The organism is Liquorilactobacillus sp., assembly GCF_047719775.1.
Taxonomy (GTDB): Bacteria; Bacillota; Bacilli; order Lactobacillales; family Lactobacillaceae; genus Liquorilactobacillus.
The window spans coordinates 25,334-39,824 of record NZ_JBDNTS010000020.1 but is presented as its reverse complement, the minus strand read 5'-3'; the positions used below and the strand labels follow the sequence as shown (position 1 = coordinate 39,824).

At 36.4% G+C, this 14,491-nt stretch carries 12 protein-coding genes; all 12 read right to left on the bottom strand.

Annotated features, from left to right (window positions below; translation table 11 throughout):
- Positions 1–248: 248 nt before the first annotated feature.
- The 12 genes from ABF682_RS10090 to ABF682_RS10035 all read right to left on the bottom strand — a co-directional run bounded on the left by ABF682_RS10090 (position 249) and on the right by ABF682_RS10035 (position 14,463).
- Positions 249–1,280, bottom strand: a complete 1,032-nt coding sequence (locus ABF682_RS10090; protein WP_415619731.1) for a GH25 family lysozyme — start codon at positions 1,278–1,280, stop codon at positions 249–251.
- A gap of 9 nt (positions 1,281–1,289) precedes the next feature.
- Positions 1,290–1,754 (bottom strand): phage holin, encoded by a 465-nt coding sequence (locus ABF682_RS10085; protein WP_415584676.1) that lies wholly within the window; start codon positions 1,752–1,754, stop codon positions 1,290–1,292.
- The gene (locus ABF682_RS10080; protein ID WP_415619730.1) at positions 1,741–2,043 is read right to left on the bottom strand and encodes a hypothetical protein; all 303 of its coding nucleotides are present in this window, start codon (positions 2,041–2,043) and stop codon (positions 1,741–1,743) included. Before ABF682_RS10080 ends, ABF682_RS10085 begins: the two co-directional genes overlap by 14 nt.
- 67 nt (positions 2,044–2,110) lie before the next feature.
- Positions 2,111–3,802, bottom strand: coding sequence for a hypothetical protein (locus tag ABF682_RS10075; RefSeq protein ID WP_415619729.1), 1,692 nt, complete (start codon positions 3,800–3,802; stop codon positions 2,111–2,113).
- Positions 3,803–3,981: 179 nt separating this feature from the next.
- Complete coding sequence (locus ABF682_RS10070) at positions 3,982–4,263, bottom strand: hypothetical protein (RefSeq protein WP_415619728.1); 282 nt, start codon at positions 4,261–4,263, stop codon at positions 3,982–3,984.
- Complete coding sequence (locus tag ABF682_RS10065) at positions 4,264–5,328, bottom strand: hypothetical protein (RefSeq protein ID WP_415619727.1); 1,065 nt, start codon at positions 5,326–5,328, stop codon at positions 4,264–4,266.
- 85 nt (positions 5,329–5,413) lie between these two features.
- On the bottom strand, positions 5,414–6,250 hold the full coding sequence (locus ABF682_RS10060; protein WP_415619726.1) for a hypothetical protein: 837 nt from the start codon (positions 6,248–6,250) through the stop codon (positions 5,414–5,416).
- Between the two features lie 14 nt (positions 6,251–6,264).
- Positions 6,265–8,151, bottom strand: a complete 1,887-nt coding sequence (locus ABF682_RS10055) for a GH25 family lysozyme (protein WP_415619725.1) — start codon at positions 8,149–8,151, stop codon at positions 6,265–6,267.
- Positions 8,148–8,858, bottom strand: a complete 711-nt coding sequence (locus ABF682_RS10050) for a hypothetical protein (protein WP_415619724.1) — start codon at positions 8,856–8,858, stop codon at positions 8,148–8,150. Before ABF682_RS10050 ends, ABF682_RS10055 begins: the two co-directional genes overlap by 4 nt.
- Complete coding sequence (locus tag ABF682_RS10045; RefSeq protein ID WP_415619723.1) at positions 8,855–13,372, bottom strand: tape measure protein; 4,518 nt, start codon at positions 13,370–13,372, stop codon at positions 8,855–8,857. The genes ABF682_RS10050 and ABF682_RS10045 overlap by 4 nt, the downstream gene beginning before the upstream one ends.
- A gap of 17 nt (positions 13,373–13,389) precedes the next feature.
- A complete protein-coding gene (locus ABF682_RS10040) occupies positions 13,390–13,986 on the bottom strand; it encodes a Gp15 family bacteriophage protein (protein WP_415584668.1) in 597 nt (198 codons plus the stop codon).
- A gap of 9 nt (positions 13,987–13,995) precedes the next feature.
- Positions 13,996–14,463, bottom strand: a complete 468-nt coding sequence (locus tag ABF682_RS10035; RefSeq protein ID WP_415619722.1) for a hypothetical protein — start codon at positions 14,461–14,463, stop codon at positions 13,996–13,998.
- Positions 14,464–14,491 lie beyond the last annotated feature (28 nt).

Below are 14,491 nucleotides of genomic sequence, written 5' to 3'. Positions count from 1 at the left end.
GCATTATCAATAACAGTAAAATCCCGATGATAAAAATTACGACTGACATTTCAATGTAGTTATATGAATATTGCTGTTAATAAAAACATTTTCTTCTATATATTAGGCATCTTTTAATTGTACAAAAATAAGCCCCACTCAATTAAGAGTGAGGCTTTTTAATATACGAATAATATTCAATTTTAAGGATCCTGAATGTTTGCTATTAAGCTATTTCTAATTAACTTAACGACATCTTTGTCGGTCAGTTAGAATGGTTTAACGCCTGCATTTAACTTCTTTTGCATAGCTTTAACTAATTGAGATGGAGAACTAATTTTCCCGTCTACTGGTGTTCCTAGCTTGCGTTGCATTTTCTTAATTGTCTTAGGACCCATGTATCCGTCTTGTGTTACACCTAAGTGCTTCTGCAAAACTTTTACTAATGAACTAGGCTTGCTAATCTTCCCGTCCTGGTATTTCATATCATAGACTTGCTGAAGTTTAAGAGTTGTTGCTGAACCCCAGATACCGTCAACAGCGATACCAGTCTTGGTAGATTTCTTAGTAACCTTGGTAATCGTGGTTGTGGCTGAATCGCTAATAACCGCATTCTTATCAGTTCCAGCAGTGTAATAATTAGTGTAGAGCTGTGTTATATCGAAATGACCGCTTATACCACTAAGCTGCACTTTAGAACTAAATTGCCAGCCATTGTAATTTGTATATCTATCTGTCGTCACAGTATTTGGATATGCCGCAATCCAACCACTTCCAGCAGGTACGGTGAGATACACGCCAAGCCAGCTAGCAGAGGCATAAATATCAGTACGATATCCAGCTGCTTGCACGATTGCATTAAACGCAGCAATATTGGCATCATTGACTGCTATTGAGTTCTGCTTGAATATACTAGCCTCAACATCAACAACAAGAACAGAGCCAACACCTAAGCCATCAGTTTTAGCATTCTGAACAGCCCAGTTAGCTTCTGATTGTGCTTTGGCCAACGTTCCAAATCTTGCAAAGTGATAGCCATTTGTATATAAACCTGCATTAGTCGCATTTTGAATCGCATCTTTTGCACCACTCCATGCATAGGTGCTACCCTCCGAAGTCTTGACTGTAACAACCTTAACACCATAGTTATTTCTAATAGACGTAAAATCAGATTGGCTAAGAGTTGTGTTATTCCCCGAGATATCGATCATATCCGTACGTGCAGCGTGTACGTTAATCGCAAATAAAAAAGCACTCGCAAATGTGAGCGCCCCTAGAACTAATTTATTTTTGAGTTTCATAGTTACCTCCTATTTGCTTAATGCTGTTACTTTAGCTTGTGCGTCTGCTAATGCTTTTTGTGCGTTAGCTAATTCAGTTGCCTTTTCAGCTTGTGTTTGAGCCGTTGTATCTGCAGCTTCTTGTGCTTCTGTTTTCTGTGGATATGCAGATTCAATATCAGTTTTCATTTCTGCAAATGCTTTCTCAACTGAGTTAGCAATCGTGCTTGTATCAGAAACAGTAAACCCTAACTTCTTCAATTCATCAGAGACATATTGAACAGCCTTAGACTTCTTAATTTCACTTGTCAGGTAAGACGTTACACCTGATTTTTCAGCAACAACCACTGCCTCTTTTGCAAGCGGAGAAAGCACTGAAATTAGATTCAACGCTTTTTTGTTAGCTAGCACATTTTTTGTAATGAATCCTGTTAAGACTGGAACCACTACAACCATAATTGATACAATTAAATCTGCAATATTATTTACGCTCATTTTTTTCTTCCTCCAACTCTTTTAATCGAATATTATGTTCGCGCAATAAAATCTCATGTCCCTGTAGCATTTTGTCATGCTCTGCCGCTCTCTTTTCGAAGACAGCAGTATTTTTAATTTGTGTTTCCTGTGACTGTTGCAAATCTTTCCGTACACCATCAAGTGGATTCTTAACATATGTTTTTAAAAGATTACGACCCAGATAGCTAATTGCACCAAAGATAGTCCCAAAGATAACTATAATTGAGCCCCACTCGTCCCAACCTAGATTTAAAAATTGATGTGGCATTAACTCACCCCTTTTTTTGCCAACTATCCGCCCAATTTGTTGTAAAAAAATAAGCCTAACTTTGAGTTTAGCTGTGAATATCATTATTCCATGAAATTATTTCAAGGTTATTGTTATTATCATAGCCAGCTCCTGACGCCTCAACGTGTGTGATGATTCCTGACTTCAGTGAACAACCTGAAACCAATGCTTTAGTAATTTTAGTTGATGCACCCCACCAAGTTAATCGGATAGTACCGTCCAAATAAGCATCTCTTACCTGCACATTGCTTTTTGCATCATCAAGCGGTGAATTATGAATCGAAATTGGAGCAGTCTCAAAACCACTCTTGGCTATGGAAGAATAAATTCCACCTTTAATATCAATTTTACTATTCTTACCCAATCCTATACCCAGCGCATATGGAGCAGTTGTGCTAACAGAATTAGCTGAATTATCATGCGAAAGTTCACAGCTATAGTAGCAATGTTTATAATACGTTCCATCATCAAAATTTTGTGTATCATCATGAATACTGTATCTTACATTTTTTGAATCTATCTGCACATTTTCTAAAATAAAATCACTATTTTTAGCGGTTAAGGGTGAAAAATTTGATAGGATTTGGGCATTTGAACCGACATAATGACATATTATTTGTGTGTCAGGTTCAAATATAATATGCATTCCATTACCGATGTAGCATCCTTCTTCTGTAGCTGTACTATCTAGATATGTTGTACCATATTTGTCAGAATATTCTTGAACTATATCGTAAGTTCCACTTTTTACATGAATTATTACTTTTTTACCTAATGAATAAGCATATTTCATTGCTTCTACAAAAGAATTAAAGATAGTATCCCCATTAGGAGAAGACAAAGATTTATCAACTACAATTTTTTTAATGTTTTCAACCTCTGGGATAAGTTGACTCCAATTTTCAAAGGTAGCTGTTTCACCATTCAGCGTTCCATTTCTAAAGTATACATTTTTCTGTGAGATTATAGTTTGTGCAATGGCGTTGCCATTCACATAATTTATTTCAGTGTAAAGTTCACCCGTATTAATACTTTCAGGCTGATTAACATTGTTGACACAGAAATTAATGCTTGGAATAATCAGGGAATTCAAATCTTTAGAAACGTATGGAACGGGCATCTCGATAGTTGATCTTTTCCATTCCTCCCAAGTCGCATTTCCGCTACTGCCGTATCCCCCATTTCTTTTGAAAACAGCAGAATCGCTGATTATTACTTGACAGCCTACTTCTTGTGGTTTATTCGCGTAATTGATAAAAAGATATGTTTCATTTGTGCCAATTTCATTAGGCTGGTTTACATTATTTGCAGCGTATGAAACCATGCTTACTAAAACTGCATTTAAATCCTTACCAACTATTGTTTCAGAACGCGATGATAAATAATCGCCTGTTGAATATACCCCTAAATCGTTCCAGACGCTAGCTGAACTATCCCACATGAATTTGTGAGTACCATCAGTTAAACTACTATCATTCACCAAAAATACGCCATTTGTTCCACTTGGATAAGCGACTTTTAGAGCATTTATTGAGTCAAATGAGCCTTTAGGACTGCCATCCGAAACTGTTGAAATCATTGTATCAACGTATGATTTATCTGCTTTCGTAGCTGTAACCTTTAAATCAGTTTTTGTTGCCAAGGAAACATTCATATCTTTCGTTTTAGCATAACCGCCATTTGCCAAATCAGTTTGAGCTTGCTTTAAATCTGCAGTCGCCTGATTAAATGAGACCATATTAGCTTGGCCTGCTTCATATGTTTCTTCTGTTTTATTGTATTGTTCTGCAAAACGATCCTCAAAATCTTGTAAAGTGAGCGAAGTATAAATTATTGACCCACTTTCAACATTGTTAACAATGCTAAAATTAGCTACTCCAATATCTGGGTATATTTCTGATTGATCATCAGCATTTACTACCCAAACTTCAAAATAGTAGTCACCATCAGGTAAACCCCAATGTTAGCATTATTCAAGGGAACTTGAATTACTCCAGGAATTGACTGAATGTCATCAGAAGTAATTTCAATTGTTTTAACAAAACTATCCCTACTTCTAACTTTCACGTTAATAGACTTCGCTGTTGCTAAGTCAACATTTACATTGTCCTGCGCAATTTGTAAATATAATGAAGTGTTTGTGTCCCCGATCTTAACTGATCTTGTACTTCCCTCTGCATATATTAATGTTTTTGCCAATTAATTCACCTCCAAAATTTGCGGATAATCACTAAATTTAAGCTTGTAAAAGTCGTCTTCATAAACTAGGCCATATAATTCGCCTATTCTGCTTGGTGTCCAATAAACTAGCTTATCTTTAGCTCCATCCTTTGTATATTTCATCAGATATAAATCATCAACATATCCCACGTGTTCGGTTATCTCAATTTTGCTGTCGAGCGTATAGCCGTCTAGCTCACTGATTAACCATTTAATAGCCTTACCTGTATCGTTTAGTTCGCCAGAATTAGGGTCAATTAGATTATAATCGTCAGCCTGAACGTCTTCTGTGTACAGCCCGATTATTGCGTAATCTAAATAATCAAGAATCATAATTTGCCGAAGTGTGAACTTAATAGCATCTCTCTTTGACCAAATCCCTTGGAATGTGCTGTCACTATGGTTAGGGGTCTGAGACCATGGGAAACCAAATTCATTAGTGATTCTAGGCAAACTAACAAAAGTGTTTTGGTCATACTTTATCAGCTGTTCTGGATGGCCCGAATTTTCAGACTGTGGCACGTAAGGATGTTCACATACCGCATCAGCTTGCTTGAAGAATCCTTGATTTAAAAAAGCTTTCATGAACTGTTTATTTATATCCAAATAATTTAATGGCCAAATGACACTTGGACCAGCTACTAATGCACTTGAATCAATTCTTTTTGCTTGAACTGCAACATATTTTTGCATGTCGCAGTTAGATTTAATTGTGTCATAAGTGTTTTGAGGTGCCCAATAACTATTGTTAGGCTCGTTCCATGGTAGATAAATTATATTTCTTGCTTTAAATTCAGTTATTGATTTAACACATTGGCTTTTAATCTGAGCTAATTGGTCGGTCGTCCAGTAGCTTTGTGTGTCAGAATTGAGTGATGTACCGTTTGACGTTCCAAAACAAGATATAATTACCAAACTATATTTTTTAGCAAGGTCGAAAGCCGATGTTAGTGACTTTGAGTTATAGTCAAAACTATTATTAGGGTCGAAATACTGATTTAGATTAGCATATTTTAAACCAATTTCAGCAGCAGCTTCCATCATTAGTTCAACTTTATCCGCTCCAAAATAAGGTCAAATACCAACACCAAGTTTTTCAGAAATTGGGCGCTGAGCTTGTAGCCGATAATCAGTCATTGACATCGCCGCCCGCAAAAAGAATATCATTAAAAATAACTGTCTGGTTTACTGCCTTATCAATCCCAGAACTAACGTCTCCAATTTGAAGCACTGATCCATCATTAGTACGTGCACCAGCTATAACACCTGCACCCCATTCTTTTAATGCAATAGTTTGATAAATTTGAAGTTTAGCCGATGATGGAAGTTGAATAAAATTCCCACCATCGGCATATCCATTTTGCAAATTTGTCGGTGTTAAAATAACAATTCCATCTAAAAGAACCAGTTTTAAAGCCCCCAGAGTAATTATCCGGTACTTAAATCCTCGTCCAGTAGAGTTATTAGTAGCAGCCCCATTTAAAAAAGTAATTCCATCGTCTAACCATCCTGAATCACTTGCAGGGAGTAGAGAGCGCCCCGAATTAATAATTGGCAATTGTAGAAAGTTTTTAACCCCGTCAACGTCCTGATCAGTTGATTTATCAACAAGTCCATTCTTAATTGATGCATCATGACTAGCTTGTTCAGTATCTATTGCATCAAGTCTTAATCCTAGTGTTCCAAAAGAATTACCAGTCGCAGTTGATGTTCTAGCTGCTTGAACTTCTGTATCACTATTAGCATTAGCAATTGCTGAATTAAATTGCCCTTTTAGTCCATCTGATTGTTTGATGAATTGAGCAGCTACATCTCCAAACAGTTGCACCGCTTGTGCCATTGATTCACGCACATCAGTGCCATTCCCTTTTGAACGTATCCAGTTTGCTATCTGAGTAGCAGCTTGCTCCATATTGCCCTCTGTAGGGGCTACATAACTTGGAACATTTGAATAATCATAAGTCACTGTATTAATCCTCCTTAAATAAACGCTTTATCATAACTATAACTACAATCAAGTTTCCCACCGTTATATGTCCATGTGTACTGCCAAGCATCAGCTCCATTAGGCTTTGTGGTCACACCAATCGAAGCAATCCATTTGTATTTAGCTGTTGAAGTAAATCGAACACCAAACCAGCTTGCAGGAGCGTAGTCACATGTGTTTGTATATCCTGCGTCAGTCAACACTTTGTAGAAATCAGCAATCATACTGTTTAATGTGGCTAGGTCACTCGAAAGTGAGGAATCTTCAATATCACATGCCACAATTGTAGAAGTTGGCAAGCCGAGAGCTTTTATCTCAGCTAAGAAAGCTTGTCCTTGTGCAGTACCTGTTGAACCCCCAACTAAGAAATGATAAGCACCAACCGTTTTTATTCCAGCACTATTTGCATTAGCTAAGTGACTTGCAGCAGTTGAATTAACATAGGTTGTACCCTCGGTGGCTTTAACCATAATGCCTTTAACACCAGTAGCATAAAGTGTCGTGAAGTCTGATACACTCATTGCACCATTGTTACTTGAAGTATCGATAAACTTGTTTCCTGATACCCATACATCGTTATTGTCAATGATATTTTGGACGGTTGCAGATAACGCGGTGTAATTATCAGACAAATCAGACGTTACTTTTACTTGCTTATTAATCGTGTTTACCTGTGCATTACTTAATTGAGTCAAGTAGGATAACTTTTTTTGTAAGTTCTGTTCACTTTTAGCTTTGTTAGACAAATAAACACTTAATGTCAGACTAGTATCACCAATCTTAATAGTTGAATTAGTTGGAGCTACTAAATCCAAATCAACCTCACTAACTTGTAGCCATTCTGTTGGAGCAACGTAATCATTAACAAATTGATATTGATTTCCAACTTTGAAATCGTCTACCGCTTTATCAATTAAATGAAGATTGGATGCTTCGATTTCCCAGCTTTCAGTAGCAGTAGATTGTTTAGCTATCCAAGCTTTTGCCTGAGTTAGTAATGTAGCTGCATCAGTTACACCACTAAAATTTTCTGTACCATAATGAACCCCAAATTCTGATTCTAAATCTGAGTCTTGAACATAATTAGGGTTACTTAAAACTGTCTTAGGTGTTACCACCTGTTCGTCTGTAGTTAATGAACTATCCGTAGTAGAGCTTGAATCATCATCAGTTGATATGTCATCTCCTGTTGGTATCAATCGAGTTACTACACTAGTTGGATCAATAACCTTGCTAGCAGATTTCATGTTAAATCCTAAGCGCAATGGCGTTAATGATTTTTCACCAACGCTATTTACATAATTTAAAGTAGAGTGTCCATTGTTAAATTCAACTGTAATATACCCACCATAAACATTTATTAGCCTGTTGGTAATAGAATCGAAAGTATCTTCATAATCCAAATAGCGAGTAACTACGCTGCCTGAAACATCAACAGCTCCAAGAATTATCTTTTTGTAGCTTTCAACCTGAGAATTATGTTGAGCAATAATTGCTTGCAAATACTGTTTGATAGTACAACTTGAAACTGTTTGCTGTATTTGCACTGAATCATGCAGAAAGTCCTCAACAGAATTAGCGGTAAATGTTTGATACAATAAGCCACTCGAATCCATAACAGGATTCTGCTTAATTATTCGACCATAAAAAATAAGATCCTTGCCGTCATAAACTTTGACAAGTGATCTCATAGGAGTAACTAAGTTGTAGCCCGGGTTTTCATATCCAATTGAAAATACAAATGTATCAACGGCATTTAAACTTTGAGTTAGAACTGCAGTTTGTGTACTTTGCACTTTGGGTAGTTCTGGAATTGATGAATGAATAAGTATTCCTGTTGAATCATTTTCATTTTGATAAAGAATAACTTTATAATTCACGCAACCAACTCCTTATAGAACTCAAAACTAATTGACCCCGAGCCAACCAGTGATACTACATTCATTCCTGGCAACAAGTAAATCAAAGTGTTTTCATATGTTCCTGACGAAAATGTAACAGTTTCATCATTGCATTCAACGGTAATTTCACCAGTAACAGTCATTTTGGGCTGTACAGCAGCACTCCCATTATTTATTAAGCAGACAACATCACCTACATTTACATCAAAGCTTGTTTGCTGAGACACATCATAGTCAAAGTTGAACGTATCCCATTCATCACTGCCCTCAGCAATTTCAGCAAATACAAATGGTGGATTGCAAGTAAAAGTTAATTCAACTGTTAATTTCTGATATTGTGGGTCGTTAGTAACTGTATCAGAACTGCATTTTGCAAGAAAATAATAATTTTTAGGAATGTTCGAATCATACAATTTTGATATTCCAAAACGCATAATCTGATTTTTTAAAAGTGCTTCTTCTCTAGCTCTTTCTACGGTATCGTATATGTGTTTTTGAAATGTATAAACAATTGTATTAGGCTGGAAGATTCGTTGTCCAAAGGCCATTGAGTAATCAATAACACCTTGTTTACCAGGTATCGTTTCAGTGATTTCTTGTTCTTGAAGAGCTGCAGGTGCACGTGTTAAAAGGCGCAAACCAAACTTTTCAGAATCAAAATTACCAAATTTAATTTTAGGAATCAACTTTGGCCACCTCCCCAAACATTTCTTTGCTGATACTGTGAAGCATTATAATTTGCATTATCAAAAGCGGATTGTGTAGCTCCAACAAGCTGCCCTGTGTTCATTACAACTTGCATTTTCTTGTTAATAGACTTTTCAAGTTTACCAATAGTTTGCGATTGAAGCGATACAAGCTTATTAACTGCGCTTTCTAATGCTGACGAACTGGTAACGCTTGTCTGTAAATTATCCCTAGCAGCTATATAGGCTGCTGTTTTTCCAAGTGCTGCATAACTTTGATCAATCTTATTTGCACTTAGTGGAACAGCAGATTCAAGGCCATCTTCGCCGAAAATAGATGGTTCATTTGCGAAACCACCATTTGCATAGCCTACATATTTGCCACCTTTTGCCAACGATTTGATACCAGGAACATTACCGATTCCACCATATCGAGACTCAATATATCCAATAGCAGAAATAGCTTGATCTAATGGATTTGTCCAAGTAGTATACCCTGATTTTGCATGAGCTTTAAAAGTCGACTCAATCATTTGAAACCAACCACTAGATGGGTGCCCAGCTTTAGCATTGCTATCCCAATTATTAGTAACATTTCTGAATCCCGATTCATACTTGGCAATCGTCTCTAGACCATTTAACCAGTTAGAGCCTGAAACACCAGCAATACCCATAGCATGTTGAATAACCTCTTTAGCTTGTTCAGGAGTTGCTGTTCCTTTGATATTTCCAACTTCATCATCATACTTTTTAAAGAACCCTTTCAAATAAGAAGTAAAATCTTTAATTCCTAAATCACTAGTTCCTTTTAGCATACTATATTGAGCTGCATCAAATTTATTCAGAAAGCCATTTAATCCGACTTTATCAGCAATCCAGTTAACTGCGCCTGACGCACCTTTTTCAACTAAACTGCTAACATCACCTATTTTGTCTTTAACCCAATCATAAACATTCGAGATAGTTCCCATAACACCACTAGCATGGTGTGGAATTAAACTAGTCATTTGTAAGAACTTTTTTGATTGTTCATGTGGCAAAATCGATGTACCAGCTTTTAGAGAACGAACCTCGGGACCGTTTGAACCTAATGCATAAATACCATGTTGTGTATCATGTGCTAGTTCAAATCCTTCTTCACCAACGAGTGCTAATTCATCTTGAAGCAATCCAGCAGAACCAGTTGCATGTTTCTTTAAATCAGGTATTTTACCCCAACCTTTGTGTAGTGCATTCAAAACACCATTAAATCCATTAATAAAAGCATTTATAACTTCTCGTGTTCCTTTAAAACCATCAGAATACTTGCCATTTACTGTTGTCATTTCTCCTGATACTGCTTCACCATGTGCCCCAGACTGTTCCCAAGCGGCCTTAGTAACATCATCACGTTGCTTTTGATTCTTTTTGGTAACTTCTTTGCGTTGTTTCTCAACTTCACCCGATACTTTTTCATGTTCTTCTCTAGCAGTTTTAGTTGTGTTAGTATATTGATCCCATGCAGCATCTTTTGTCTGGTCTCTTTGCTGTTTAGCACTGCTGACAGTATCTTTGCGCTTGCTTTCAGCAGTTGACTTGGCTTTACTATAATCATCATTAGCTTGTTTCTTTAAGTCTTCATATTGAGACTTGCTAATTGTGTGTAAAACTTTATATTGACGTTCAGCGCTATCCTTACGAGCATCACGATTCTTTTTAGCCATTTTTACTGTCAGATTATAACTATCATCTGCAGCTTTTTTTTGGCTTTTATACTCATCTTCTGCTGATTTGTAAAGTGCTTTTTCTTCTTTCTTTGCTCCAGCAGTTGCGGCTTTATACTTTTTATCAGCCTCTTTTTTAGTAGCTTTTAGATCTTTCTCATTGAGTTTGCCTTTTTCTTTAATTAGTTGTTCATAGATTGACTTCTGCTCTTTAGCACCTTTTTGAACTTGTGCTTTTACCTTTGTGTTAAGGTTTGCCTCATCTTTAATCATTTGATTTACATATTGTCCATGTAATTTAAGAAGTTCCGCTTGTTTCTGTTTTTGAGAAAGATTACTATTATTCTCAATTTTAGCAACTTGATTATGATAATTAGTGCTGTCTTTAATCATTTGATTAATAGACTTTTTCTTTGAAGTTGCTTCTTTGTTGTAATAATCAGTAATTTCTTTGTATTGCTTGTTATATTCAGACTTGCTAATAGAACCATTTTTTAATTCAGTATTCAGGTCAGCTATTGCCTTACTTTTTTTCTTAGAATAGTAAGTGTCAACTGCTTTTTGCATATCCTGATAATTCTTAAGGGTTGCCGTGCGTTCCTTTGCCAAATCAGCAGAGTTGAATGACGGTTTAGCAATCACTTTATTCAATGATGTGACAGAATTTGAAACACTTTTTTGCAAGTCCTTAGTATCTGCATTTACTTTAACCTTAACTTTAGGTGTGATTACATGAACTTTAAGTTTCTTTTTATCTAAGCTGTCTTGAATAGACTTACCAAAGCCTGAGCCAAACTTTTCGCCAACCCATGCTCCAGCACCTGCTCCAAGAGCTTTACCCAATGACGCACCGATTACAGTTCCTTCAGGCCCAATTAAACTTCCAATTGCTCCACCAGCTAATCCGCCAAGTACACTACCACCAACAGTTCCGGCAACGGCGCCAGTTCCACCACCAACTTTGCCACCAGTTGATTTATTTTCAGTTACTCCTTTATAGGTTTCATATGCTCCAGCAGCAATAGGAACTGATCTTATTAAACTACTTGCACCTAACTTTGAAACCAGTCCTGATGCACCTGCCAATATTCCTGTTTTACCAGCTGTACTAGCGACTGTTTCAGTGGCTGCAGTCGCCTCAGCTTCTTTAGCAACCGTTCCTGCAACTACGGTACCACCGCCAAATAAATTGTCAATTCCTGCAAACTCAGCAGCTTTATTTCTAAGCTCTATAAACATGTCCTTCATATTTCCTAGAACACTAAGAAAATCAGTAGCTTTTTTAATCATGAAAAAGGCAATCAAAGCCTTGGTAACGTCTTCCACACCTTGTTTATGTTTTATTAAAGCTTTCAAAATATCATCAATTTGTTTAAGTGGATCAGCCGTGCCTTTACCTTTATCAGAAACAAGACCAAACGCTTTTGCCATTTCGTAAACAAAATCAATAAATGTTTTCCAAACAGTTTGTCCAATGATGCCTATTAATGTTTTTAAATTACCGATTATATCGATGATTGTTTTTTTATGTCCATTAATATAATCAAGCAAATTAGTAACCCAGCCTGTAATGCTTGCAATTGCTCCAGAAACAGCATTTGCATATGTCTTAAGCATATCATCAGACAATAGGTCTCTAATGTCTCCACGTGCTTTTTTACTCATGTTAAATGACGTCTTAGTAATATCTCCCCAAAGTGTTTCCCACCTTGATTTAATATACATTGACATACCCATAAATGAGGTCATAGCCTCAGCTGTACCAGATTGATATTTCTTGCCTAAGTAGTCCAAAGCTTCGGTAAATTGTGTTGCGGTCAGTTTTCCTGCTGCAGACATGGCATACAATTGTTTCATTGATTTACCAGTCGCTTGTTGCAAAGCTTCACCGAACATTGGAAATCTGTTAATCATGACGCTCATATCCTCAGCACTAGCTTTTCCACCAGCAACAATCTTTGCGAATTGTTCTCCTGATTCAGCAAGTGCATCATTTGTCATATGCAAAGTAGAACCCAAGGCTACAAATGAATTTGTCCAATCTTTAGTTTCAGAAACACTTGAATGAACATGGTAAAAAGATTGTGCCATTTTATTAATCGTATCTGCAGCGTAAATTGAATGTGATGAAAGGCTATTGATATAACTAACTAATTCTTTCCCGTCTTTTGGTGCCTCAGTTGTCAATGAAGTCCAAACTGTCTTCATGGTATCTTGTTCTTTGTTATACTCAATACCTGCTGCAGTTGCTTCTTTCAATCCGCTTACTATTGCTTGAATGCCATTTGAAATCGCCTGCCCTACAAATGAGCCTACAATGATATCTCTTAAGCGATGAAAATGGTTTCCAGTATTATCAGCTTCTTCTTTCAATTTTGAAAGGCCAACAGTTGCTTGATCTCCATCAAGCTTCATTTTTGTAACAATTTCTTTAGGCATTTTTGACATTTCTTCACGCCAATTAATCTCTTCGCCTTTTTCAACCTTAGCTTCAAGTTTTGTAACTTCCTCTTTGGGCAGTTTGCCAAGTAAGGATTTGAAGTTCTTAATGCCAGCCTCTTCAGCAGAAGCAACTAGCTTCGTACGCACTTCTTTTTTTATCTCATCAAGGCTTTTATTAACATTATTTTTACCATTATTAGCTTCGTTTTTCATACTGGTCATTTTAGATTTGAAGTTCTCATCTATCTTCGACCCAATATTCTCACCAATTTTTTTGAGTAAGTTATCAGACCACTCAACATCCGTCTTGAAATCAGCTTTATTTGCTGGGAATAGCAAATCAATAACAACTTGTCCATCTGATGCCATATTTCAACCTCCTTTCGCTAAATATTTTCAAGTGCCTTACCTATTTGTGCCTGCTTTTCAGCTTCAATTTCTTCTGGCGTTTTTCTTACAGCAAATGTTTGTTTCTGCATACTAAGTTGCCGAACATATTCTTGGTTTTCAGTATGTTTAGATGGATCTTCACTTCTAATATGCACAATTTGTTGAAAAGGCGTATTAGAACTCAAATTGGTGAAGAGTGCTCTGAACTTGAAATAATCAAGCTTCCCTTTTTCTTCAATCAAATCAATGCCATATTGCTGAATGAATGAAGCATAAATGGCCTCTGAGTCTTGTTCATAATCAAACATCTTTACCGGATTACTATTCAATGACTGATAAGGACTCTCACTCAATAAATCAACAGCATATTTAATAACTTCAATCATTTTTTCAATTGGAACCTCAAGTCCTGAACCCACTAGTAATTCAAATTGCATTACAACTTTCTGATACTTATCAATTTCTTTATCATCAAGTATCTGAAAAAAACGCAAAATATTGTCATAAGCAAAATTAAAATAATATTCTTTGTTATTCCAAATTAAAATGCGCTCTTTTTTATCAAGTTGTGTTGATCTAACAATATTAAGCAAGCATAATCACTACTTTCTTGCATTCTGACGGGGTTTCAAACTTCTAACTGGGTATTTGTCCTTTAACATTTGCTGACGTTTTTTCTCATACTCTGATTTTTCATGCTTTAAAGCGTTTTGAATAGTTGTAAGGTCTGTCATTAGCAGCTCTGTGCTTCCGTGCTTTGACTCCCAAAGCTTTTTACCAATGCCTTTTTCATCAAGTAACTTGTCAAATAAAGTCGTTAGCTTTTCTCGAAGCGATTTAATAATGTCGTCTGAAAAATCAGTTATATCCTTTTCGGTAATCTTTGCTTTTCCATTTTCGGCATCTTCAAGTTTCGACCTCAGTTTTTCTAGCTTATCAGCCTGCTCAAAATAATGACCGACCACTTGGTCAATAAGAGACTCAGTCTTATCGTTTGCATATATTTGATATACCTTTTTGTCAATTCTTACACCAACATGTGGTGTTTCTTCGCTTAGGTTGATTAACATTTAAAGCCCTCCATCATTTTTCGTCTCA